At 38.6% G+C, this 24094-nt stretch carries 22 protein-coding genes; 12 read left to right on the top strand and 10 right to left on the bottom strand.

The window, feature by feature from the left end; all coding sequences use genetic code 11:
- Nucleotides 1-6 precede the first annotated feature (6 nt).
- Together ABDW27_RS22625 and ABDW27_RS22620 are read right to left on the bottom strand one after the other, a co-directional pair.
- A complete protein-coding gene (locus ABDW27_RS22625; RefSeq protein ID WP_278021739.1) occupies nt 7-2139 on the bottom strand; it encodes a TonB-dependent receptor plug domain-containing protein in 2133 nt (710 codons plus the stop codon).
- 106 nt (nt 2140-2245) lie between these two features.
- The gene (locus ABDW27_RS22620) at nt 2246-2623 is read right to left on the bottom strand and encodes a hypothetical protein (RefSeq protein ID WP_236673041.1); all 378 of its coding nucleotides are present in this window, start codon (nt 2621-2623) and stop codon (nt 2246-2248) included.
- A 664-nt stretch (nt 2624-3287) separates the two neighbouring features.
- Here ABDW27_RS22620 and ABDW27_RS22615 point away from each other — a divergent pair.
- Nucleotides 3288-3818: an RNA polymerase sigma factor gene (locus tag ABDW27_RS22615; protein WP_109193296.1), complete on the top strand. Its 531-nt coding sequence runs from the start codon at nt 3288-3290 to the stop codon at nt 3816-3818.
- Nucleotides 3818-4606: an anti-sigma factor gene (locus ABDW27_RS22610; protein ID WP_343697983.1), complete on the top strand. Its 789-nt coding sequence runs from the start codon at nt 3818-3820 to the stop codon at nt 4604-4606. Before ABDW27_RS22615 ends, ABDW27_RS22610 begins: the two co-directional genes overlap by 1 nt.
- Nucleotides 4607-5269: 663 nt before the next feature.
- Here ABDW27_RS22610 and hemA read toward each other — a convergent pair.
- The 5 genes from hemA to ABDW27_RS22585 form a co-directional block, all read right to left on the bottom strand.
- Entirely contained in the window at nt 5270-6574 is a 1305-nt protein-coding gene (gene hemA, locus ABDW27_RS22605) for a glutamyl-tRNA reductase (protein WP_343697982.1), read from the bottom strand.
- A 226-nt stretch (nt 6575-6800) separates the two neighbouring features.
- Nucleotides 6801-7391, bottom strand: a complete 591-nt coding sequence (locus tag ABDW27_RS22600) for a hypothetical protein (protein ID WP_091490987.1) — start codon at nt 7389-7391, stop codon at nt 6801-6803.
- Between the two features lie 20 nt (nt 7392-7411).
- Nucleotides 7412-7846 (bottom strand): hypothetical protein, encoded by a 435-nt coding sequence (locus ABDW27_RS22595; protein WP_109193293.1) that lies wholly within the window; start codon nt 7844-7846, stop codon nt 7412-7414.
- Nucleotides 7847-7976: 130 nt separating this feature from the next.
- Entirely contained in the window at nt 7977-8816 is an 840-nt protein-coding gene (locus ABDW27_RS22590) for a DUF5777 family beta-barrel protein (RefSeq protein ID WP_109193292.1), read from the bottom strand.
- A 27-nt stretch (nt 8817-8843) separates the two neighbouring features.
- A complete protein-coding gene (locus tag ABDW27_RS22585) occupies nt 8844-9233 on the bottom strand; it encodes a hypothetical protein (RefSeq protein ID WP_202002382.1) in 390 nt (129 codons plus the stop codon).
- Between the two features lie 168 nt (nt 9234-9401).
- Between ABDW27_RS22585 and ABDW27_RS22580 the strand changes: the two genes are divergently transcribed.
- From ABDW27_RS22580 to ABDW27_RS22555, 6 genes are all read left to right on the top strand, one after another.
- On the top strand, nt 9402-9770 hold the full coding sequence (locus ABDW27_RS22580) for a hypothetical protein (RefSeq protein WP_202002379.1): 369 nt from the start codon (nt 9402-9404) through the stop codon (nt 9768-9770).
- Nucleotides 9740-10324 carry a YceI family protein gene (locus ABDW27_RS22575; RefSeq protein ID WP_343697981.1) on the top strand — a complete coding sequence of 195 codons (585 nt, stop codon included), beginning with the start codon at nt 9740-9742 and terminating at the stop codon, nt 10322-10324. Before ABDW27_RS22580 ends, ABDW27_RS22575 begins: the two co-directional genes overlap by 31 nt.
- A gap of 48 nt (nt 10325-10372) precedes the next feature.
- Entirely contained in the window at nt 10373-10924 is a 552-nt protein-coding gene (locus ABDW27_RS22570) for a YceI family protein (protein WP_289877074.1), read from the top strand.
- 48 nt (nt 10925-10972) lie between these two features.
- A complete protein-coding gene (locus ABDW27_RS22565) occupies nt 10973-11863 on the top strand; it encodes an AraC family transcriptional regulator (protein WP_289877072.1) in 891 nt (296 codons plus the stop codon).
- Between the two features lie 79 nt (nt 11864-11942).
- Entirely contained in the window at nt 11943-12956 is a 1014-nt protein-coding gene (gene hemH, locus ABDW27_RS22560) for a ferrochelatase (RefSeq protein WP_109193287.1), read from the top strand.
- A 148-nt stretch (nt 12957-13104) separates the two neighbouring features.
- Nucleotides 13105-13659 (top strand): fasciclin domain-containing protein, encoded by a 555-nt coding sequence (locus tag ABDW27_RS22555; RefSeq protein ID WP_109193286.1) that lies wholly within the window; start codon nt 13105-13107, stop codon nt 13657-13659.
- 1114 nt (nt 13660-14773) lie between these two features.
- Here the strand turns inward: ABDW27_RS22555 and ABDW27_RS22550 are convergent.
- Complete coding sequence (locus ABDW27_RS22550) at nt 14774-15274, bottom strand: response regulator (protein ID WP_343697980.1); 501 nt, start codon at nt 15272-15274, stop codon at nt 14774-14776.
- A 261-nt stretch (nt 15275-15535) separates the two neighbouring features.
- Entirely contained in the window at nt 15536-17044 is a 1509-nt protein-coding gene (locus ABDW27_RS22545) for an ATP-binding protein (protein ID WP_343697979.1), read from the bottom strand.
- Nucleotides 17045-18747: 1703 nt separating this feature from the next.
- Here ABDW27_RS22545 and ABDW27_RS22540 point away from each other — a divergent pair.
- The 4 genes from ABDW27_RS22540 (at nt 18748) to ABDW27_RS22525 (ending at nt 23213) form a co-directional block, all read left to right on the top strand.
- On the top strand, nt 18748-19128 hold the full coding sequence (locus ABDW27_RS22540) for a helix-turn-helix transcriptional regulator (RefSeq protein WP_343697978.1): 381 nt from the start codon (nt 18748-18750) through the stop codon (nt 19126-19128).
- 817 nt (nt 19129-19945) lie between these two features.
- On the top strand, nt 19946-20830 hold the full coding sequence (locus ABDW27_RS22535) for a helix-turn-helix transcriptional regulator (RefSeq protein WP_343697977.1): 885 nt from the start codon (nt 19946-19948) through the stop codon (nt 20828-20830).
- A 72-nt stretch (nt 20831-20902) separates the two neighbouring features.
- On the top strand, nt 20903-21376 hold the full coding sequence (locus ABDW27_RS22530) for a nuclear transport factor 2 family protein (protein ID WP_343697976.1): 474 nt from the start codon (nt 20903-20905) through the stop codon (nt 21374-21376).
- A gap of 421 nt (nt 21377-21797) precedes the next feature.
- Nucleotides 21798-23213 (top strand): amidase, encoded by a 1416-nt coding sequence (locus ABDW27_RS22525; protein ID WP_343697975.1) that lies wholly within the window; start codon nt 21798-21800, stop codon nt 23211-23213.
- A 49-nt stretch (nt 23214-23262) separates the two neighbouring features.
- Here ABDW27_RS22525 and ABDW27_RS22520 read toward each other — a convergent pair whose 3' ends face one another.
- Nucleotides 23263-23847 carry a Crp/Fnr family transcriptional regulator gene (locus tag ABDW27_RS22520; RefSeq protein ID WP_343697974.1) on the bottom strand — a complete coding sequence of 195 codons (585 nt, stop codon included), beginning with the start codon at nt 23845-23847 and terminating at the stop codon, nt 23263-23265.
- Nucleotides 23848-24094 lie beyond the last annotated feature (247 nt).

The raw sequence follows: 24094 nt of genomic DNA, 5'->3' as shown, positions 1-24094 counted from the left end.
ACAGCATTACAATTTTAATTTCAAAGATAAAATCACCTGGCGAAGGGTTCCCGGAGTAACCATACCACGGCCGCCATACCAATAATGTTCGTTGAGCAGGTTATTGGCAGAAAGTGAAAATACATAACGGGTTTTCTCAAAACTCAGCACCGAGTTGATTACCGTATAAGGATTCGTATAAAAAGAGCCATTGATATTATTGATCATCAGATCTTTACCATAATGACTGCCGCCTATACCTAATGAAAAGCCATTTAAAGCTTTTGACTGCGGAGCGTAATTCACGTACCAGGTTCCGGAAAGTTTGGGACCGGCATCTACAGGCCTTAGCCCTTGAGTAAGTGCATCGGAAACAATAAGTTTACTGTCATTATAAGCAAAACCAGCATGCAAAAACAGTCCTTTCATCGGATTTGATTCTAAATCTGCTTCAAAACCTTTACTGCGCTGCTCGCCATCCTGCAGATAGGAAGCCGTATCATTTGGATTTTGTCTTACCGCATTGGTTAGATCAATATTATAATAGCTCAAAACGGCATCCAACAGGTTCTTTTTCAGGGAAACTTTAACTCCCGATTCCCACTGGTTTCCATAAACGGGCTGGAAATTGGTCATCTGCCCGTTTACCGACTGCGGTGCCTGCGGCTGAAAACCATTCATATAATTAGCAAATAATGCTATTCTTTCAGGGATAATCTGGTAATTGATTCCCAATTTCGGAGAAACAGCCGTTTGTGTGTAATCCCCGGTAGTTGTCGCTGTTAATAAATCCTCAGTCCCTTTGTTATTGATGTAATTGATTCGGGCACTAAGCATTACACTTAAATTCTCCAAAGGGTTGATAACGTCTGAAATATATAGGGAATAATGATCCTGAATTGCCTTATAATTCTCTCCATAGGGTTTTAAGGCCAATTGACCGGAAATGTATTCATTATTAAAATTAGCATTCTCAGGATCTGTCCCAGCAGCTGAAACTTTAGTAAAATTCATAGATTTACTGGCAATCCCATAGAGATAATGATAGTATTCAACCCCCGCAATCAGCCGGTTTTTCACACTGCCAATTTTGAAATTCCCCACAAAATCCTGCTGGATCTGCTGGCTGGTAATGTTTTCCGGATACATTCTGTACACTCTTCGCGTCACATTCTGGCTGTTATCATCTAATCTTAATCGGATGTAATCGCCCGGAGTTTTATTATTGACTGAAATTAAATTGGTTTCCGATTTCCAATTCTCTGAAAGCCTGTAAATGACTTTTCCGTAAATATTTACTGCCTTATTATTGAGTGTAAGTGAGTTGTCATTGAAAGAACGGTAATAATCCAAATGGAGTTCATCTGCTGATTTAGCAGTCCCCAAAGCCACCTGGTAAAGCGGATTGTTGGTAGCGGTTTTGTTTAAAATTTCGGCATCAAGCTGAATATTTAAATCATCGCTGATTTTATAAGAAATACTTGGAGCTAAAAAAAATGTTTTTGAAAAACCCTGGTCCTGAAAAGTATCATTGTAGTTATAAGCGCCGGTTAAACGGGCAAGAACCTTTCCATCTTTGTCAAGAGGTGTATTGATATCAAGAGTTGCACGTTGCAGATTGTAAGATCCGCCCATTACAGTAATGTCAGCAAAAGTGGTCTGTTGTGGTTTTAGGGTAACCCGATTAATTAGTCCTCCAAAAGTAATCATAGTTGCGCCGCCTCCGCCAAAAATTACAGCGCTTGGTCCTTTAATTACTTCTAACTGGGCGATGTTTGCCGGATCCATATCAGAGGCCACATAACCGTTTACGCCATTTCTGAAGCTCGATCGGGTACGAAATCCCCGGATGGAATAATAAGGTGAAATTCCTGCCCAGCTGGGCGCAACACCTGTGGCATTTTTGAGCATTTCGCCTTGAGTGAAAAAATTTCTGTTTTTAATAAGCTGCGGTGAGACCGAAGCGGTCACCTGAGGATTTTCCAGGTTCTTGAGTGGCAATTTAGAAGCCAGTTCACTGGAAACATCTTTGGACTTTCTGACTCCTTCAATAATCACCTCGTCCATTAAGGTATATTTGCCCGATATGCTGTCTTTTTTTTGCGCATAGATTTGTAGTGAAGCCGTCAAAGCTGCCGCAAAAAATAGTACTTTTTTCATTTTGTAATTTTTATATAATTTTAATTTTATTAAAGTGCAAGCAATCTTTCATTGTTATACAACAATGAAAAATTATTCCAATAGGAATTGCAATGGAAATTATAATTTATATAAAAAGAGAAGGGGGACGGAAAGTCTCTGTTAAAACAGAAACAGGCTTATTGTCGAATCTAGCCGAAAAGCCAGCTTTGATTTCAATAGGTTCTAATAATTTGAAAGTCTTATTTGAAGTGTTTAAAATGTAAACCAACTCTGTTTTTTCTTTAAGGTTGTTCTGCATTTTCTTTTCGTTGTCGTCGTATTTCTTTAGACTTTTTTGAAGTTCACAGCGTCCGTTACAGGTATTAAAAACCATTTTTCGCTGTACGCAGATTGTTTTTACAATTTCTTGCTGCTCTAGTTTAAAAGATACATAAACAAAAACACTGCCAAATGATGGCACTAAAATAATGCAGCCAAGCAATACGATTAGATACTTTTTCAAAGTTATTGTTTTGTTTATGGAGCGCAAAAGTACTCTTTTTTGTTTTTATCTTAAATAAAGTTCTTGTTTTCTTTACCAAAAACACCACTTTGTCTATTTATAATACTTGGGATTAAAACGGTTCTCTCATACCTGTTTTTTTTAACATAATTCAAGGTGTTAACATTAAAAAGTTAATCTAATAAAGAACAATTGCATAACCATAATAATGCGACCGTCAAGACATAATTGAAGATCAATTGTCGTGGCAATGTCACGACAATCTTACCCAATAAATAGGTTGTTTTTTTCATTTTACATCAATCCTTAACAGGATAACTAAACCAAATTTGTAAAGCCACTGAATTTCCCGCTCTCGTTTTTTCAAATATAACTGTTGCTTCACTAAAGCAAAAAATTGGTTTGTTTCCGAATTGTCTTTTTAACTTTTTAGCCCCGATAGCAGTGGAAATCCTTTTTCGGCGGGGTTCGGCGCAAAAGATTGGAACGTATAGCGGGAAGAGCTCCTAAAAATTCTTCAGTATAACCCCACGAAAATTGGCATTTTGAAAGTGATATCCTTTATTTCTGCTTTTGGGCCAGTTACGTAAAAAATAAATTACCTTTATCCGGCATTACCACTTTCTAAGAAATCAAAATTTATTTAAGCTTTAAATCCAATCCTATGAGCCAAGAAGAATTATTGGTATTAATCCGCAAAAAAGATGAAAGGGCTTTCACCCATCTCTATGATATGTATTCAAAAAGCTTGTTTTCGGTCATAAATGTTCTGGTAAAAAACCGCGAAGAAGCCGAAGATGTCCTGCAGGAAGTCTTTGTAAAAATCTGGAAAAACATCGATAGCTACAGCGAAAGCAAGGGCCGGTTCTACACTTGGATCCTTAATATTGCAAGGAATACATCTATTGACAAGCTGCGATCCAAAAATTTCAACAACACCCAAAAAAACCTTTCTTCGGATAATTTCGTAAATCTGTTAGATGACAGTAATAAATTAGCTAATAAACTAGATGCAATTGGCATTCAGGAGTTCGTTAAAAAACTGAAACCAAAATGTATCGAGATTATTGATCTGCTATTCTTTAAGGGATATACCCAGCAGGAAGCTTCAGAAGAATTAGCTATACCTTTGGGAACTGTAAAGACACAAAACAGAAACTGTATCAACGATTTAAGAAATTATTTAAAGATATAATGGAAGATAAGCAATATATTGAATCAGGCATTTTAGAACTTTACGTTTACGGCCTGCTGACAGAAAAAGAGAACCTGGAAATTGCCGAACTGGCCAGAGAAAACCCTGAGATTGAAAGTGAAATCATTTCTATAGAAAAAGCTGTTTCAGCCTTATCATCAAGCTTCTCACCTTTCCATTCGGCTGCCAATTTCGAGAAAACAAAAGCGCGTTTAGAGCTTAAACATACTAAAGTTGTCGATATAAAACCAGCATCAAAACGTCCGCAGTACCTGGGCTGGGCGGCTGCAGTATTATTATTGTTAGGTTTTGGATATCAGACTTTAGAACTGACAAAATCCAAACAGGCAGTCTCTGAGGCTGGAGGGGAAAAAAATAAAATTGAAAGAGAATATGCTATTTTAGACCAGCAGAATAAACAGACTGAGAAAAATCTGAGCATTGTGAGAGACATTAAAAATACAAGCGTTACTCTGGGCGGACAATCAGTATCTCCGGCATCATTTGCAAAAGTGTATTGGAACAGAGAAACAAAAACGACTTATATCGACGCGGCAGGTCTGCCAAACCCTCCAAAAGGAATGGTTTACCAGGTTTGGTCTTTAAAACTAAGTCCGGTGCTTACCCCGACAAGTATTGGTCTGCTGGATAATTTTGAAGAAAACTCTCAAAAAATCTTCGCTGTAAGCCAAACCGATTCAGCTGAAGCTTTTGGCATCACGCTGGAACCTGCAGGGGGAAGCCTCACACCTACAATGGAACAGCTTTATACTTTAGGAAAAGTCTAATTCCATAAAAAGACCTAAATAAAAAGCGCATATTGATCCTGTTCAATATGCGCTTTTTGGGATTCAATACTGCACTCTGGCGGAACTTTACACAACCCCCTTAGCCATAGTAAAAAAGCTAAAATCATCTTCCAAATTCACTTTAAAAATAAGATAAACTGAAGCGCAGGCTAAGTTAAAAGCCAACAGGATTCGAACACCAAAAATGGAATAGCCCCATACTCCTTTTATTTAGATTTCTATTTAATTGAAATAATGAAAATCCATTATAAATGGTTAACTATTTATAATTTATTGAATTTTCCGCTCTCACTCTCCGATTATCAATTATTGCTCAGCTGAGACAAAAAATTAGTTTTCTCCTGAAGCGTTTGGTGCGACGGCCCGCCTCTTTTATAACATGAATCAATGATGTGAAGTAATTTATAGTAGAAAAGCTAATTATAAAATTAATTAATAATTATGTAATTATCACCAAATCAATTAGTCTAACTTTACAAAATGAGGAATTGATTACTCCCATGCAGAATTAAGTAAACATTTTTTGGAAGATTATGTTTATGGACAAGCCCGTCGCAGCGTGCAGCGCAGCTGACGGGTTCTATTTTTGCATGTCTTGTTTCAGTACTCTGGTAAGCTTTGAAACTGCAGCTGATTAAGCATTTATGACAGATTGATTTTGTATTTTTCTTCTATTGGTGAAGAAGCCTTATCCAGTGCAAGATGCCCTATCTGAAATACTTTTTCAATAAATTCAATGCTTTGATCCACTGAAGTGTTTTCATTTTTTAAATGGCTGGCAAAATGGTTTGTTAATTTTTGAATAATTCTTGAACTGATTAAATCCATCTGTGCATCATCAAAATGGGTTGTTTTCCTTTTTTGAAAAGCAAATTCTGCTGATACAATATCATTTAGCTTGGATTTTAAGGCATGAATAGTCGGAGCACATTTTCGGCCGTTCACCCAGGTATTCAGTTCTAATTTCAGATCATCAATAATGGCTTCTGCAGCAGGAATATGCTGTTTTCTCTTTTCCAGCGTGTCATCCGTAATTTGAGACAGATCATCCAGATGTATTAAAGTTACACCGGGGATTTCTTCTACATTGGCATCTACATTGCGCGGGATGGATAAATCCAGAATCAATAAGGGTTTCTGTAAAGCAAGCGATGTTTTGTCAATAGTGGGATTTTGTGCTCCTGTAGCTACAACCAGCACATCGGCCTGCTGCAGTTCCTGTTTTAAATCAGCATAATCTTTTACAATAACATTCAGCTTGCCAGCCAGTAATTCGGCTTTGTTTTTTGTTCTGTTTATAAGGGCAATATGGCTGTTTTTAGTATGTTTTACTAAGTTTTCGCACGTATTTCTTCCTATTTTCCCCGTTCCGAACAGCAAAATATTTTTGTTTCCAATATCCGCCACATTTCGGATAATATACTGCACTGATGCAAAAGAAACCGATGTTGCACCAGAAGAAATTTTCGTCTCCGTTTTAACTTTTTTGCTCGCCTGAATAACTGTATTTACCAGCCGGTCCAGAAATGTATTGACCAAACCTTCCCGTTTACTATTGTTAAAGGCGGTTTTAATCTGGCTGATGATTTCAAAATCACCCAGAATCTGACTGTCTAAACCTGTTCCTACCCGGAACATATGGCTGACAGCTTCTTCATTCTTATATATATAAGCAGCCTGCCGAAATTCTTCTACAGAGCCATTGCTGTTCTCGCAAAGCAGTTTGATGAGTTGATAAGGATGATGGGCAAAACCATAAATTTCAGTTCTATTGCAGGTAGAAGTAACTACCAATGATTCTATCCCTTCTGCCTTGGCCTGCAGCAATAAATCAGATTGTGATTTAGCATCTAGACTAAATTTTCCTCTGATAACTGCATCTGCTTTCTTGTAGCTTAACCCCAATGCATAAAAAGTGGAGGATCTGGACATATTAAAATTTTCCATATTTATGGTTTCCTTAAAAGGTTCAAAAATTATTGCCTGCAGATTTATATAACAGCGCCGGAAATGCTTTTTAGATCACTATGGAATAAATGGACCTAAACTGCGGTTTTAGATAATTTCCAGGAATTATAAAGCTAACTAACAGGTTTTGAAAAATATTTATATACTTCAAATAGTATTGAAATATAAAACGCTGCCTTTTTCAGGCAGCGTTTTGAGAAGAAATTTATTTTTGAACTATAGGAGTTCTCAATGATTCTAAAACAGCAACAATATCAGTATAAAGTTCTGTATTCGAAGCAACGCCATTCGCATTGGCCGCAGCTCCAACATATCCTTCAAATTTCGTATAATCTGCATTGCTTGATTTTGTTCCCATACGAGGATTTTTTGCGGGATCATGCGCAGCCGACATACTCAAACCAGAATATGTATTTACAGCATTGGTACCTCCGGTATTAAACGAAAAGAAATCAGTAAGGTTATCTGATAATTTAGCAATATTGGTAGACTGGGTAGTTCCAGTTTCTGCTAATAAAGGGGCAAAATGTGCCTGCAGATTACCCGACGCGTTCGATTGGATATCAGCAACAATCAATCCGATAGTTGAATTTACCACTTTGCGGAAACTCAAACGCCCCTGCTCGATCATCTGGCCGGAATTATCAGGATCAGAAACCATTTTAGTTCCGCCTAAACGCTCGTAGATAGAAGCCTTAACCGGTGCTGGGGTTTCGTCGTCATTACTGCTGCAGGAAATCATAGCTGCCGATGCAGCAATTAGTACACTAAGTGTAAGTTTTGAATAAACTTTCATAAATTTAAAGTATTAAAGGGTTAATTAAAAAAACGATTTATCTTTTGAGACAGTTTATAGCTCAAACTATTTTGATTCATTGGGCAGACTTCTTTGTCTGCTAAATTTGCCGGTAAAATATAGCGCTGCGCATCGTAACGTCCTTTAGCCATCAACTCGTTGAAAACTTTCTCCGAGTTTGTAATTTTATTATTGTGGAAATACACCACAACATTTCTTTTAACGATGATAGAGTCTGATGTCAGGCCTTTTATGCTTCTAAGGTCGGCACAAATTTTTCTGGCCTGCAGAGAATCAATATCTGATTTAAAATCGATTCTGCTTACTTGGAGATTTGGGGTGTCATAAACGGGCGGTTTGGCCGTTATAATGTGAAAAAGCAAAATCGCGGCAAACAGTACAAATATGCCGCTCAGAATTAAAAGTCCTTTTTTGATTATTTTATTAGTCTTCATAATTTTTTTATGGTTTTAAAATTATCTACGTGTACTTTAGAGCTGCGGTTTTAGAAATAATAGAAAATCGATTAATTTAGAATCATTTTAAATACAGAAATTACCTAATAATTTAATTATAAAGTAGATACTAGAAAACCCTGGCAAGATTAAATCCAAAAAATATATCTCCTTTTGTCCAGTCGCCAGTGGTTCTTCCTAGATATCCAGCCTCATCAATTGCCTGTGAACTGGTAAAATGCATCTGGAAAACATGTCCGCCCGTTTCCAGATCAAAACCAATAGACAGCGGATTTTTATAAAGTGAATTTGGCGCTCTGTTTAAATGCGCCGCATAATCCATATTTAAGGACCAGCGCTTAGCGAATTTATACCTCCCTCCAAATCCTATGGCATATTGGGAATTGCTTTGATCTACATCTTCAACAAAATTTTGATGAAAGAATGACGGCACAATTTCTAAAGACAGCTTTTCAGAAAATTTTCTTGAAATCAGCAGCTGCGCAACATAAGTCAGCCTGTCTTTAAATTGAAGTTTCGGATACAGACTTTCTTTTAATGTGTTATTAATAGATAAACTATTAAAACCGGCAATAGTAACAGGAAAGCCGTCTTTTATTTGAGGAAACAGCATATATTTTGTTGCAAAGTCATAAGCAAATTCACTTCTGGCGGCACTTACGTTGAGTCCATTTGTTAGACCGTAAATAAATTTAATCTGCGTATTGGCATTATCCAGTCCATAGAAACCTTCAAAGCCATCTTTAATAGAGCCGAATCGGTGTGCAACAACAAAATACAAATCGCCTTTTGCTGCCAATTTTGTAGATTCGAGATTAACGATTTTTAAGGCTTTGAATGCAGATGTCACTTTTTCTTTTGCAGAAGGAGTTTCTACCCCGGACAATAAATCGGTTTGGGAGAAGGTTAACAGCGGAAATAAAAAAAATAATAGGATAAAGTTTTTCATGAGGTTAGTTTTAAATTGTTATTTGTATTAGTGTACAACTGAAGATTGGTCTATTTTAAATTCCTGGAGCAGTTCGTCATATCCTAAAAAACGCCCTTTAATTTTTAGGGTTTTCCCGGATATAATATTTTGCGGCAAACGGTTTTTGAATGTCACAAATACTTTTTCGCTCATAACAATTCCATTGCCGGCTTTATCAATACTTGTTACCCGTGCAGATAGTTCAATTGTTTTGTCCTGATATTTGATGTAAGCCAGACTGTCGTTTGAAGTAAACTCTCTTTCTAGTTCATTAACGGTTACAACATAATCGGCAGTTTCTGATTCTATATTTCTATGCCCTTTGTAGATGTAGAGGTACGCTGAAATTCCGATTATTATAAAAAGGAAAATTGTAATTAGTATTTTTTTTCTCATAACTGGTTTTTAGTATTTCAAATTATCTACGTTAAAAAATACCTATTGGATTTAAATCATTAAATATGCCTCCTTCGAAATCTGGATTATTCATTTCATCGTATATGATTTTGAAATGCCTGGTAATTCTTAAAGTCATGCATTTATTTATAACTAAAAACCAATCTTATGAATCTAAAAACCCTTCTGGCCATCTCATCATTAGCTTCAATTTTTGTAAGCTGTGCCAATGACGACCCAAGCACCCTAAGCGACACTGCACCAATTAATGGTTTGGCAACATACAACCAAAATGTAAAATCTATTATTGATAATAACTGTGTTGTATGCCATGCAGCAGTTCCTAAAAATGGCGCGCCAATGTCTTTAGTTACTTATGAACAGGTGAAAAATGCAGTTTTAAACCGAGGACTCCTTACACGAATTTCTTTAGAAAATGGAGATAGTTCCTTAATGCCGCAAGGTGGACCAAGATTGCCTCAAGCTACTATCGACATTATAAAAAAATGGAATCAGGATGGATTATTAGAAAAATAATCTATAACAGCAACATGAAGAAAATCATAATAATGCCAATGCTATTGGCTTCTTTTATTGTTTTTTCACAGGAAAAAATAGTAACTAAATCTGCAACAATAACTCTGGAAGCTTCAGTACCTTCTTTTCAGCCGGTTGCAGGAACTAACAGCAAGGTAACTTTTGTTTTGAATCCCGCAACTGGAGAAGTGGCAAGTCTGGCTTTAATGAAAGGATTCCAGTTTGAAATGGCATTAATGGAAGAACATTTTAATGAAAATTACATGGAAACCGATAAATATCCAAAAGCTATTTTTAGAGGGCAAATAGAAGGATTCGACATTAAAAATCTAACTGAAGATTATAAAGATTACACGATAAAAGGAAAATTAGAAATGCATGGAAAATCCAAGGATATAAGTGCCGATGCAAAAATTACAAGATCGGGTTCCAGAGTCACCTTTATATCTGATTTTGAAGTAAATGCAAGTGATTTTAACATTCCGATTCCAGCGCTTATTAAATATAAACTGGATAATAAAGTCAAAATTCAAATTATTGCAGTTTTAAAATAAGAGCTGCACAAAATAGATAATGATCTAAAAAAAATAAAGGCGAAATAAATGAAAAAAACAATACTTATTGCAATGCTGAGTGTTTACGCTATTGGCGTATCACAAGAAAAAATGGTCAGTAAATCGGCAAAAGTCATTTTTGAAGCTTCCGTTCCTTCTTTTGAAGAAGTTAAGGCAGTAAATCGGAATGTTACTTTTGTTTTGAATCCAGCAACAGGAGAGATTGCAAGTTTAGCCCTGATGAAAGGTTTCCAGTTTAAGGCTGCCTTAATGGAAGAACACTTCAATGAAAATTATATTGAAAGTGACCAATATCCAAAAGCCGTATTTAAAGGAAAGATAGAAGGATTTGATCTTCAAAGCCTAAGCGCAGATGCTAAGGATTTTATCATTAAAGGCAAATTACAACTCCACGGTAAATCCAGGGATATAAATACTGCTGCAAAGATAAGCAGATCACCATCAGGGGTCAGCATTTCATGTAATTTCAGCGTAAATGCCAGTGATTTTAATATTGAAATCCCAAATTTGGTTAAAAGCAAGCTTTCCAATAAAATAAATATCCAGTTTGCCGCAGTTTTAGAAGCCAATAGACAATAACCAGCTGGAAACTATCTCGAAAAGTCAATAATTTTTTATATCAAAAAAATGGAGGAAGAAATACAAATTGAGGACGGCCTTACCCTTATCCGTTTCCAGAACGACAGCTCAGAATCTTTTTCTGCACAGCACGAAATAGGTGCCGGCCTGATACAGTTTCATTTCGCACTAAAAGGTAATGCATTTTTTTTGTCCAGTCAGGATCATTGCACATTAGAATTGAAAGAGGAAAAATCACTGATTTTGTGCAATCTGCAGCATCAGTCATTGCTTAAGTTAGAACTTTCTCCAAATTCATGGATGATTTCTGTTATTGTTTCGATTAATAAATTTCACTCGTTATTTTCCCTTCAAGCAGATTATATTTCTATTTTAAGCCCCGATAAGAAGAAAAAAAAGTATTATACCGAAGGGTACATCAGTCCTGCTATGGCTGTTGTTTTGAGCCAGCTGTTTCATTACAGCCTTCATCCTTCCCTAAAGAACCTTTATTATAAAGGAAAAGCATATGAATTATTGAGTCTGTATTTCAATAAAATGGAAGATCCAAACGCAGTGCAATGTCCATTTTTGACTGATGAAGATAACGTGCTGAAAATCAAAAAAGCCAGAGAAATACTTATCGCCAATATGGCCGAACCGCCAGGACTGCAGCAGCTGGCAGATGAAATTGGGCTGAATATGAAAAAATTAAAAACAGGCTTCAAACAAATTTATGGTGATACGGTATACGGTTTTCTGTTTGACTACAAAATGGATTTCGCCTTAAAACTATTGGACAGCGGTTCTTACAATGTAAATGAAGTCGGGCTGAAAATAGGATACAGCACCGGAAGCCACTTTATTGCGGGATTCAAGAAAAAATTTTCCACAACCCCAAAAAGATATATAATGTCCATTAATACCAATCATAAAAACAGTTTCGCTTTTATAGATTAAGGCATAAATAAAAATATATTTGATTAATTTTAAGAAGCAACAAGTAATGAGTTTGAGGAAAATTAAAATAAAAACGATAATGAAAGGCGTATTATTAGTAAATTTGGGATCTCCCGAAAGTCCCGCACCAAAAGATGTTAAACCGTATTTAGATGAATTTTTAATGGATAAATACGTGATCGATGTTCCGTATTTATTGAGAGTTTTATTGGTTCGCGGCATTATTTTAAGAAAAAGGCCAGAAGAATCTGCGCACGCTTATGCGAAAATCTGGTGGGAAGAAGGTTCTCCATTAGTTGTTCTTTCAGAAAGAATGCAGAAAAAAGTACAGACTTTAGTAAATGTACCGGTTGAACTTGCAATGCGTTACGGAAGCATGACAATCGAGAAAGGACTCCAGCAATTGCATGATAAAGGCGTTACTGAAGTACTGCTTTTTCCGCTGTATCCGCAATATGCAATGGCTTCGACTTTGACTATTTTGGTAAAGGCCGAAGAAATCCGCAAGAAGAAATTCCCGCACATTACATTTACTGATGTTCCGGCATTTTATAACAAACCGGATTACATCAAGAATTTGGCAGATTCAATTCAAAAACATTTAGTTGGTTTTGAATATGATCATTTGTTGTTTTCTTATCACGGAATTCCAGAGCGTCACATTCGCAAAACCGACGTTACAAAATCACATTGTAAAATTGACGGTTCTTGTTGCAGTGCGCCATCTCCGGCACACGATTTCTGTTATCGTCACCAATGTTACGAAACAACAAGGCAAGTTGTAAAATTATTAGGGCTTCCCGAAGATAAATACAGTCTGACATTTCAATCGCGTTTGGCGGGAGATAAATGGTTAGAGCCTTATACTGATATTGAAATTGACAAAATGCCGGCAAAAGGAATTAAAAATCTGGCTGTTGTAACACCTGCTTTCGTTTCGGATTGTTTAGAAACGCTCGAAGAAATCGCCATGCGCGCCAAAGAAGATTTTGAGAAAAATGGAGGGGAAAATTTCCTGGCTATTCCCTGTTTGAATGACGACCAGAAGTGGTGCCAGACTGTTAGCAACTGGATTAATGAGTGGGCTGAATAATGCTAAAATAACAATAGGGAATATTGGAGCTTTCATTATTAATATATCAATTCGCCTCTTGTATTCATTTTAATTTATTTTTTTACCTCTTTTAAAACCAAAAAGAATATTAAAGCGTAAATGACTTTATAACTTAAAAAAAGTAATTATGAAAACTAGAAAATTTTTAGCAGCAGCAATCCTGGCATTAGGATTTGGATTGACATCATTTGCACAAAAAACAGTAATGGTTGGTGGAGCAGCTATGTATCCTAATAAAAATATTATAGAAAATGCGGTAAACTCAAAGGATCATACCACCTTGGTAGCAGCAGTAAAAGCAGCAGGATTAGTTGAAACTTTACAAGGTAAAGGCCCATTTACTGTTTTTGCACCAACAAATGAAGCATTTAGTAAATTGCCGGCTGGAACTGTTGAAACATTATTGAAACCTGAGAATATTAAATCATTACAAACTATATTGACATATCATGTAGTGGCCGGTAAAATGAATAGTTCTGATATTGCAAAAGCAATAAAAGCTGGTAAAGGAAAAGCTTCTTTAAAAACAGTTAGCGGCGGAACTCTAACTGCCTGGATGGATGGAAAAGATTTGTACATTAGTGACGAAAGTGGCAATAAAGCTAAAGTTACAATTTCAGATGTAAATCAATCTAATGGTGTCATACATGTAGTGGACGCAGTACTGCTTCCAAAAATGTAGTTTGCTGAAAATAAATTACAATTAAGCCCTGAAATTTCAGGGCTTTTTATATAATTACTATGCGACAAAATAGTAATAGTCAATTGTATTAGAGATTTTGATTACCATTTTATTGCCAGCTCAAAACTTTAAATATAAGGAATTGATATCTTTTTTTTGCAAAAGATTAAGGCTGTCTCTTTTTATTTTTGGTAAAATAATACATAAAACTAAATATATTTTTGCTTCAATCCCCAACAGTACATCTAAACCAAAACTCTAAAGCCAATGAAAGACAAACATTACATGTAGTAAGCCAATTTCTTCAAATCATCCAAAAAAAATGTTGAAATTTGTCCCGTCGGGGTCACTCTTAAAAAAACGTTAAAACATAAGTTTTAGCGTTTTTTTTATACTTTTTTATAGAATTTAACCCGCTTTAACTTATAAAAATTAGTGGTTTGTAAATCCTGTACAGTTAAATCTAAAAGACACAAACCGTTATTAAAAGCCCGTAAACATTAAGATTAAAGAAATTTCATTATTATTATATTAACAATAATTAATTCTCGTAGAAAACTAATTTGAATTTAGGTGCAGAATCGGTGCAACATTTTAAAAACCAAATTAAAACTCTGTGAAACAAATATTTAAAGTATAAGTTCGAAACATTACTAAAACCCCACTTATTGACAGCTAAAAATAAAAAAACAGCCGAAGAAAAACATAACTAAATAATTGTCAATAAAATACCTTTACTCATTGATGTTTTCTCTCTTTTATTCCATTTATAATATAAAAAAAAAGATTTCACTTTATAGCCCAGATAGCAGTGAAATCCTTTTGTGCCGGAGTTTGGCGCAAAAGATTGAAACGAATAGCGGGAAGACCTCCTAAAAGCATTTTTAAACTCCAAAATTACACTATCGCTGGTGTCGTAAAAAAGGCGCTTCCAAAATTCACCTGCCTCTTTGAAGATAAAAAATTTAATTCCCAGAAAACCCTCACAGGGTTTTTAGACTCAACAGGCGATCCAAAAGAAATCCAGTTGCTCCAGAAAATGGAAAAAATGGCTCACCCTGTACCACAGCGAAAAAATAAGCGGCTGACTCGGCAAAGGCCTTTAGGAATCCACCTAGGATACATTCTTTTCCGAAACAAAAAACAGTTTCCTGACCGGAGCAAGTAAAGCTTTTGCCCAGTGCAGAAAGAACACTTTTTTGAGGATCAAAACAAAGCCGGCAAAAGAATTCGGCTTCTGCACATAAAGATCCGCCCCCTTCGCAAAAGCATCTTCAACATCCAAGGGATGGTCCCAGGTAGAGAGCATAACGGCCGGGATATCCTTAAGGTTTTCATCGCCCTTAATTTCTTCCAGCGCCTGCACGCCTCCTTTAACGGGCATATTGATATCAATAAAAATCATATCAGGATCTGACTGGGATTCATCTTTGAGATTATCCAATAGCTCCTGCCCGTTCTCCACCACGGTCACCTCAGAATCAACATCAGTTTCTCCAAGGGCATCAAGGAATAATTCCTGGTCCTCTTTATCATCTTCTGCTAGTATAATTTTCAGCGGCTCTTTGCCGATTTCCCCATCAGGGACGGGTTGTGAATTTTCGGAACTTATCATCTCAAAGGTTTTTATAAGCACCAAATGTAGCATATAAATAGATAAAAGACTTCGATGTGGCAAAAATATTAAAATAAGCAGCAAATCCAGTGTATTGACTTTACGGCGCACGGGGCACAAGGCAGCCTGTAAAACTAAAAAACCGAAAAAAAAGAGTGGTAAGAAATCCGTGGCAAAATGGAATTTACAAAACAAGTCTGTTAATCATTCCATTAATTAATCCCTACAGCTCCCACTGCTTATGTTAAAACCGTCCCTCGCCTACAAGGAGTCGCTCTGCTGGCGCAGGGGAAGCTGCAGGGTAAAGACAGACCCTTTGTCCTTCTGCCCGGATGCATTTATGGTTCCCCCGTGGCGCTGGACAATCTTTCTGCAGATTGAAAGACCCAGACCGCTGCCTTCAAACTGGTCTTTGGAATGAAGCCTCTCAAAAGCCGTGAAGATCCTCTCTGTGAAGGCCTCATCAAGACCTATGCCGTTGTCCTCAATGCAGATACGCACCCCCTTGGCTCCATTTTCATCAATAAGCTCAGAACTGATAGTGATCCTTGGAGGCACTTCGGCCCTTGAAAATTTCAGGGCATTGTGCACCAGATTATAGAAAAGCTGCTGGAGTAGAATACTTGAGCCCTGTATTTCAGGCAGCTCAGAGGCGATTAAAACAGCACCCTTCTCCTGGATTACCAGCTCCAGGTCGGTCTTGATATCGCGCATCACTTCATTAAGGTCCACCCATTCCACAGGCTGCGTTTTCTTATCGGCGCCTGAATAGGCGAGAATACCTTCAATGACATTATGCATCCGCTGGGCGGTATGATCCATTTTCTGTAGATACCACTGCTGCTTTTCAGAAAGCCCCCCGGAGCTTTCGCTTATAATGCGGCTGATAAAAGTCTTGATCTTCCGCAGAGGCTCCTTGAGGTCGTGGCTGACCAGATTGGCAAAATGAAGCAGCTCCTCATTGGAGCGTCGGAGCTCCTGATTGCTCTTCTGCGCTTCTTCCCTGAGCTGCTGCTCCAGGGCTTTCTGGCGTCCGATATCCTCTATTATACCAGTGATTTTAACGGCGCTGCCGTTCTGATCCTTGATTATTTTTCCGTTTATCTTAGTCCACCGCACCGGCTGGTGCTCCTCCACTATTCTTGCCTGATAGCTGATAAGACCGGTATGCTCGGCCTCTCTGTGCGCCTGCTCTCTTACAGCAATGTCATCAGGATGCAGCCTTGAGATAATTTTCTCATTTGTAATGGGCCCTTCTATATTCCATATGGCCTTAAAATTGCCAGAGGTGGCAATATTTCCGTTTATCAGATCGATCTCGTAGGTGCCCAGACCTGAAGCCTCGACAGCCATGCGGAGCTGTTCGGAGGAGCTCTGCGCCTTCTCACGTGCAAGATGAAGGTCCGTGACGTCCATTCCGGTATTCATCAACCCATAGACCTGTCCCTGAGCATCGAAAAGCGGTATGAAACAGTAATTGAAATAAAAGGTCTTCTCTGTGCCGTCATGTACCAGATCCACTCTTTTGTCCACCGCATGGAAAGCATTCCCGCTGTCATAGGCCTTCAGGGCTTCATCAAAAATACGCTGCTTTTCAATCTCGGGGACCACCTCGAAATAAGTCTTTCCTATCACCCCGCTGCCCTTTCCCCAGGTTTTTACCATCGCCTGATTGGCAATTACTATCCTTAATTCTCTTCCTGCATACACCCCGATGGGAAGCGGGGCATTATCCACTATGTCTTTTAAAAGGTGTAAAGTTCTTTCCATTACGGCATGTTTTTTAAAAGCAATTTACCCTGTTATCCGAGGGGGGATGTTACATTAATATATGGGAATGTTTCATAATTCCTACCGGGTTAAAAAAGTGTTAAACAGGCCGGCATGATGCCCTGTCTGCATAGATGGCTTCACGGCATAAAAATCCGAACCGCCTCCTGGCCTGCTCCTGTCCATGTGTGCAGCTTTCAAGGTCATTAATAAGAATTTCCTCCGGGCGCCGCTGACGGTTCTTGAGCTCCACCGCAGATTAGACATCCGCATTGTATAATAAGTTGTATATACCCCGTTTTATATAGCGCGGCACTGCTCTGCAGATACTTTAGAAATAAATTATAAACCTTATCCAGCTGCTAATGAATTGAAACTAAAACTTCTGGCTGGCCTTTCCAAACTTATCTGAAAAAATTACATAATTTCCATTCCAAAGATGGGAATTATGTAAAGTTCCCTGACACTCTTATTTTACTTTTAATTGCATTAGAGACCACATAGTATGGTTTAAAATATGGGATAGATAAATAGCAGAAGAGCGCAAAGCTGCCGATGTACCGCTTTTTTATTAAAGAAACAAAAAATGTTTAAATATGCCGCAAAAACAAGCTGAAAACTTCTATCTGTCTTATTTGGAAGGGGCCTTCCGGCCTACCGCCTTTTCTTTTTTTTCATTGTTACAAGGTATCCGTAAAGCAAAGCCGCTGCCATCAAAATCAAATCATAATCTCCCGTGACGCTGAAAGCTCCCATATTTTTGTGTTTATAAATGCGTGTCCGGAAACCCGCTAAATTATTTCTCCGGCACCTTCTTGCTGTTTTTGTAATATTACGAAGTTTCAGCATGCGAAGTCCCACGGCCTGGAAATAAAATATAACCGCAGGGGCATAATTCATGCATGGATCCACAGAGCTGCGCAGAAAAATAAAATGGGTCTCTCTGCCGACTTTCCCAAATGCGCAGCACTAAAAGAAAAACGATACCCAGCTGATGAAATTTTCCGCATCACTGAGTTCCGGCAATGCAATGAGATCCAAATTTCAGCAGCGCAGCCTCCGTAATCTCTGCAGGTCCTCTCACAAGTACAACTGCCTTGAAAAGGCAAGGCTTTAAAATAAAAAACTAAATCTGCAGACCAGAACAGAGAAATAAAGCAACCTAAAATTTTTATAAGGGACAATAGTGCTATAAATGAAGTATTCTATCCTAGCATTATATCTGCTGCAGGCTTACTTTTGCATAAAATAAAACAGAACTTTTAAAAACTATCGGTTTAGTTTTAAATCGTTTTATCCCATAAAAGATATAACAGAATAATCCAGGGCAAAACCAAGGGTGAATGATGCGCATAAATAAAGGACGCATTTATCCGTTGATAAAATTACAGGCATCAGCCGCCGCAGAAACATCCTGCATATCACTGCCGTTAAAGCCTTAATAATGTCTGAAGATAAAGAGACTTTCCAAATCTTAAAAAAGTTAAACAGGAGAACCCGGCCATTATGGAGATAAAAGGTTAGAAATTTAATAAAGATCCGGCAAACCCAAAACAATTGCTTAACAAAGTTGCAGCTTAGGAATCTGCTTATAACTATAATTAAAAAACAACATGAAGCCTGACATGGTTTACCGAACCTGACCAGGGACTTAAATTTCGCGCCCACCGGTCCTGGCCGCCCTATCCTATCCATAAAACCACATGACAGAATCAATAAAGAATAAAATTAAAAATATAAGGGAGCTGAGAAATTACACCCAGCAGTATATGGCTGATCAGCTGGGCATTACGCAAGCAGGCTACAGTAAAATTGAAAAAGGAAAAACCAGCATATCATACGCTAAATTACAACAAATCAGCATAATCCTGGAAGTCAGCACAGAAGATATAATAAATTTTAACAGCCAGACATACATTAAAAATTTAAATGCGGCGGACCATGCCGATAAGGTAAATTTTAATGAATGCAAAATTTTAAAAGGGCTGTACGAGGACAAAATAAAACTTTTAGAAAAACTTTTAGACAGGACAGAACTCGAATTGGAATATTGTAAAAAGAAACATAATCCCTGCTGCTGTTAAATCTCAAATATCTTTAACTGGCAGCCAAAATTTAGAAGTGGAACCGGCTTGATTATGCCGGAACAATCCATGCCGGATCAGAGAAAAGAGTGAATGGTTTGTTATTTTGATGCTGTTTGGAGCGGCCGCAGATATGCAGCTGAAATTAAGCCTGCTAATTTCCAAACTATTTTAAAAAATTTCGAATCGCTTTTCCGATTTCAGCTGAATTTAATGGTTGATTCTATAGAAACCTTTTGTTTTATTCTAATGTTCAGAAACGGTGCTAAAGGCAGTTTTTGAATATTTAATCCAGCTTTAAGCCGTACTGTTTTGGAAAACATACACCCACAGTAATACAGTAAATCTCCAAAGTCAAAACCCTCCGCAGAACTCCTGCAGCCCCGATAGGGGTGAAATCCTTTTGTGCCGGGTTTCGACGCAGAAGATTGGAACATATATCGGTAAGAGCTGCGAAAATAATTATAGCTACTGCCTTCGGTGCAAATCGCATTCAACAGCAGGAAATTTGTAAGGCTCCAATTCTAGATTATTAATTGATGCTCAGCTGATGCAGAAAACTGATTTAGTCCTCTACACATCTGGTTTATTTCAACGGCTCTTTATTCCTAACCCTATAATGCAGCAATATTCAGCAGCCTCACCATTAATGATCTATCCATAGTCTGGCAATTTAAAATTAAATAGTCCGTTTGAATTTCCATATCTTTGATCTGATAAACGATTCAGGAAAAACATTCCGAATTGTAAAAATGTTTAATCAAACATTCAGCAACTGCCTGCTTTTCAACAGCAAACAAACTTTAATCCCTAATCAATGCAGCTTCAAACCAGTCAGGAACCAATTCCAATTTACAGCTTAAAGCCAGATGAGAGCGGAAATAAGCAATTCAGGATGTATAGCTTTAACAGAGACTTTCCGGACCGTTCAGAAGTTCTGCTTCCTCATCGAAAAGATTACTACCTCCTTGTATTGATTCGTCAGGGCGGAGGACGGCAGTGGATCGATATGACACCTTATTCATTAAAGGACAATGCTATTTACTTTATGGGTCCCGATCAGGTAATAGTAAAAGAGCAAATGGTCCAGTTAACAAGTATAGGAATTGCTTTCACAAAAGATTTTTTGACATTTCAGGAAACATCTATAGCAACATTGCCCATTATCAAAAATCCCGGAACATTTCCGGAATTGGTCCTTGAAGAAACGAACATGATTCTGGTTGAAGATATCATTTCAAAAATTATGCTTGAATATCAACAGCCAAGCCAGTGGCAGAATAGAATGCTGGGCGCCTACTTAACTGTTTTACTAACCCACCTCAGTCGTCTATATGATGAACAGGCTTCGGACAGCGGCATCGCCGCCGATAAAACTTTGCTGAAAAGTTTTTTGGCAAAAGTCAACGAGCGCTTTGCCGAACTCCATGAAGTAAGCCATTATGCTTCGCTGCTCCATATATCTGCAGGGCATTTAAGTGAATCCGTAAAAAAACAAAGCGGCAAACCGGCCATCAAGCATATTCATGACAGGCTGGTTATGGAATCAAGGCGGCTGCTGATGCACACTAACAGTCCAATAAAAGAAATTGCATATAATCTAGGGTTTACCGATGCCTCTTACTTCAACCGTTTTTTCAAACGTGAAACAGGATTGACCCCGGTGGAATACCGTGTCGACATCCGAAGAATGTCCCATTAATGCCGCTGTATGTACAGCATTGGTATATCATTCCTTCAATAAATTTGCACTGTAATTTAAATTAAAGTCATAATGAAAACTATTGAGGAAAGAATATTGATTCTTGAAGACGAATCAGCAATCAGAAATCTTGCTGCAGAATTTGCAGATGCCGCCACCACTGCGGATTACGACAAATTAAGGCTGCTTTGGAAAGATGATGGCGTTTTCACGATCAACGAACCGGCAAATGTTACCAAAACAGGTGTGGATGATATCTGCGCCCACATAAAATTCCTTCGTGACGAAAGGGACTTTTTTGTCCAGTTTGTTCATTCAGGCGTTATCAACGTTAATGGAAACCAAGCTGCCGCCAGATGGATTATTCATGAGGTAGGACAAGGCCCTTCTGAAAAATATTACAATAATTACGGTGTATTTAACGACACGATGGAAAAAATAAACGGCAAATGGTTTTTCTGCAGCAGGATTTATGATTATATGTGGGTCGATTTCGGCAAATTTGAAGGAAAGGCAATAAATAATCTCAACGCGGCAAAAAAATAGATTAAAATCTCTTTAGAATAAAATCTGTTAATACTAATAAGAGGTTGTCTCGACTTTTGAGACGGCCTCTTATTTTTTTGGGCTTTACTTCAAATAAATAAAAAACCAGAACAAAGGGCAGCGTCATATGATTTTGGAAAAACAGCGAAGGCCTCCTGCCGCTGTTTCTGCTTTCACGGACAAGCGGTTTCTTATCTATCCTTGAAAAGCTGATATACAACCGGCCGTCTTCTGCCTTTATCCACAAAATGCTGATGCCATGCTAGAGCGCGGATAAAAACTGTGACAAATGTCAATTTCAAATTGTGTCATTTGACATCGTTGCAGCTTACTGATATTACCCAACTTTGTTCTGTCTTCTTATGGAAAGGAAATTAGAGAGAGACAAGACAATACAGTGATACAGTAAAATAGTAAGATTATGAAAAATCAAGATGAAATTTATTATCAGGATGCCACAAAGCTTGCAGAAATGATCCGCAGACGTGAGATTTCTCCCGTCGAAATAGTAAAGGCGCACCTGGACCGGATTGAGGAGCTCAATCCAAGCATCAATGCAGTTGTTTCGGTTGCCCAGGATGCCATGAAAGACGCACAGGCCGCAGAGGCAGCCGTTATGAGAGGAAATGAGTTGGGCCCTCTGCACGGCGTACCCTTTACCGTTAAGGATTCCATAGACACGGCAAATGTGCTGACCCAGCGAGGTTCGCCGATTTTCAAGGGACGAATCCCTGAAAAAGATGCCACCAGCGTAGCGCGGCTAAAAGGTGCCGGAGGCATCCTTTTGGCAAAAACCAATCTTCCGGAATTCTCGTACTGGATTGAAAGTGACAACCTGCTTAGCGGCAGGTCCAACAATCCTTGGGATCTGAGCCGCACTCCAGGCGGTTCCAGCGGCGGGGAGTCAGCTGCCATTGCAGCGGGCATGTCCCCGCTCGGACTGGGTACCGACCTGGCGATTTCTGTCCGCGGCCCGGGAGCGCAGACTGGCATTGCGTCCCTTAAAGCCACCCACGGGCGTGTACCTATGACAGGGGTCTGGCCCCGCGCTCCGCGCCGTTTCTGGCACACTGGACCTATGGCGCGCAGCATCCGTGACCTTGCCTTAAGCTTTTCGCTGCTTTCAGGCCCTGACGGCCTGGACGGCTACTCTTCAAGTACGGTGCAGTTTGACGCAGGTATCGGAAAGCTGCCCTCACGCCGGCTCAAAGTAGGCTGGATGGTCGGACCCGGTTTCGGACCTGTAGACCCTGAGGTTGCCGCTGTGGTGGAAACTGCATCAAGGGCCCTTAAGGAATTAGGCATACTAGTAGAACCTGTGCGCATACACGCGCTTGAAAAAGACTTTGCCCTTGATGTTTTCAACCGCCTGCATGTAATGGAGATGAAACCCGCTTTTCTTGAGGCCGTCGCAGGAAGAAGCGATGATGAGATTTATAAAATGGCCAAAACGATGCTTTCGCTGCCCGACACTTCAATGAAAGACTACATTGAAGCAGAACAGGCATCAGAACGCCTGAAAGACGGATTTGCGGCATACTTCCAGAAATATGACGCGCTTCTAACCCATGTGCTTCCAATACCAGCCCATAAGCATGGTGCTGGGGATTTCCTTATAAATGGGCAGAAGGTCGATGCCACCTATCTTCAGGGGGCAACCGTGCCGCTTAACATTACAGGACTGCCGGGCATCTCGATGCGCTTTGGAACGAGCACTGACGGCATGCCCATCAATATACAGCTTGTCGGAAGCTGGCAGGCCGAAACAACCATCCTGCATATTGCCTCGCTGCTGGAAAGCGTCAGCAAAGTGGGCGGCCTCCACCCCATTCTTTAATGATCCACATGCTGATTGAAAAACCTTCAAAGAAATTTTGAAGGTTTTTTCATTTACGATTTGTGAAATTTTTCCTGAGCCTGCTGACCGTTTCCCTTGATATCCCCAAATAGGAAGCCACCATATGAAGGGGCACCCGATTAAAAATAGTGGGGTATGTCTTTTGGAATTCGGTATACTTTTCTTCTGCCGAAGAGCTTATTAAAGAATATATGCGACGCTGGCTTGCTTCATAACTGCTGGCCGTCAATCGATCCTGAAATGCCTTTAATGCTGGTATTTCTCTCATCAGTGAGGTCCATTTCTCCTTTGTCCAGACAATAACGGTGCTGTTCTCCAATGCTTCGATGTTGTAAAGCGAAGGCTTCTCCATATTGTAACTCTCTGCATCTGTAACCCACCATGTTTCAACCCCGAACCTAAATGTATGTTCTCTGCCATCATCTGAAATCCTGTAAATTCTTAAAGACCCGCTGGCAATAAAACAATTGATCTTCCATATTTCTCCATCCTGGAGCAAGGGCTGCCATTTACGCAGGTTTCTCTGAACGCCTGCCGCGCAGATAACTTCCAGATCTTCATCTGAAAAGTCTGTATGGTCACGAAGGTATGTGGCAAAAACTTCAAACATCATAAGTAAAAGTAATAAAAAGCAAAAAACCAATACATCTAAACCCCATAATTTTAATAAAAAACTGCCCCCATAAACTTTATCAAATAATTATAAAAGGCTGATTGCTTTGCGCCAGTTAAATACTTTTTTTTAATTTGGAGCTGCTGTTTTGCTGGGGCATAAATTTTAAGGCTGTTTCAATAAAAAATAAATATATTAGGATTTATGAGAAATCAAGTTTACTGTGCTGAGTTTAAATCATCAGCAG

The sequence above is a fragment of the Flavobacterium sp. genome (assembly GCF_039595935.1).
Classification (GTDB): domain Bacteria; phylum Bacteroidota; class Bacteroidia; order Flavobacteriales; family Flavobacteriaceae; genus Flavobacterium.
The sequence above is the reverse complement of the archived record's forward strand: the minus strand, read 5'-3'. Positions and strand labels throughout refer to the sequence as shown.

Excerpts from the sequence above, each read along its gene's own strand:
- ABDW27_RS22575 (WP_343697981.1), top strand. The coding sequence starts at position 9,740 with ATGGAATCAGGATGGATTATTAGAAAAATAATCTATAACAGCAACATG.
- ABDW27_RS22600 (WP_091490987.1), bottom strand. The coding sequence starts at position 7,391 with ATGAAAGTTTATTCAAAACTTACACTTAGTGTACTAATTGCTGCATCG.
- ABDW27_RS22570 (WP_289877074.1), top strand. The coding sequence starts at position 10,373 with ATGAAAAAAACAATACTTATTGCAATGCTGAGTGTTTACGCTATTGGC.
- hemH (WP_109193287.1), top strand. The coding sequence starts at position 11,943 with ATGAAAGGCGTATTATTAGTAAATTTGGGATCTCCCGAAAGTCCCGCA.
- ABDW27_RS22520 (WP_343697974.1), bottom strand. The coding sequence starts at position 23,847 with ATGATGTTTGAAGTTTTTGCCACATACCTTCGTGACCATACAGACTTT.
- ABDW27_RS22530 (WP_343697976.1), top strand. The coding sequence starts at position 20,903 with ATGAAAACTATTGAGGAAAGAATATTGATTCTTGAAGACGAATCAGCA.
- ABDW27_RS22550 (WP_343697980.1), bottom strand. The coding sequence starts at position 15,274 with ATGATAAGTTCCGAAAATTCACAACCCGTCCCTGATGGGGAAATCGGC.
- ABDW27_RS22585 (WP_202002382.1), bottom strand. The coding sequence starts at position 9,233 with ATGAGAAAAAAAATACTAATTACAATTTTCCTTTTTATAATAATCGGA.
- ABDW27_RS22545 (WP_343697979.1), bottom strand. The coding sequence starts at position 17,044 with ATGGAAAGAACTTTACACCTTTTAAAAGACATAGTGGATAATGCCCCG.
- ABDW27_RS22565 (WP_289877072.1), top strand. The coding sequence starts at position 10,973 with ATGGAGGAAGAAATACAAATTGAGGACGGCCTTACCCTTATCCGTTTC.
- ABDW27_RS22615 (WP_109193296.1), top strand. The coding sequence starts at position 3,288 with ATGAGCCAAGAAGAATTATTGGTATTAATCCGCAAAAAAGATGAAAGG.
- hemA (WP_343697982.1), bottom strand. The coding sequence starts at position 6,574 with ATGGAAAATTTTAATATGTCCAGATCCTCCACTTTTTATGCATTGGGG.
- ABDW27_RS22590 (WP_109193292.1), bottom strand. The coding sequence starts at position 8,816 with ATGAAAAACTTTATCCTATTATTTTTTTTATTTCCGCTGTTAACCTTC.
- ABDW27_RS22555 (WP_109193286.1), top strand. The coding sequence starts at position 13,105 with ATGAAAACTAGAAAATTTTTAGCAGCAGCAATCCTGGCATTAGGATTT.
- ABDW27_RS22625 (WP_278021739.1), bottom strand. The coding sequence starts at position 2,139 with ATGAAAAAAGTACTATTTTTTGCGGCAGCTTTGACGGCTTCACTACAA.
- ABDW27_RS22525 (WP_343697975.1), top strand. The coding sequence starts at position 21,798 with ATGAAAAATCAAGATGAAATTTATTATCAGGATGCCACAAAGCTTGCA.
- ABDW27_RS22580 (WP_202002379.1), top strand. The coding sequence starts at position 9,402 with ATGAATCTAAAAACCCTTCTGGCCATCTCATCATTAGCTTCAATTTTT.
- ABDW27_RS22535 (WP_343697977.1), top strand. The coding sequence starts at position 19,946 with ATGCAGCTTCAAACCAGTCAGGAACCAATTCCAATTTACAGCTTAAAG.
- ABDW27_RS22540 (WP_343697978.1), top strand. The coding sequence starts at position 18,748 with ATGACAGAATCAATAAAGAATAAAATTAAAAATATAAGGGAGCTGAGA.
- ABDW27_RS22595 (WP_109193293.1), bottom strand. The coding sequence starts at position 7,846 with ATGAAGACTAATAAAATAATCAAAAAAGGACTTTTAATTCTGAGCGGC.
- ABDW27_RS22610 (WP_343697983.1), top strand. The coding sequence starts at position 3,818 with ATGGAAGATAAGCAATATATTGAATCAGGCATTTTAGAACTTTACGTT.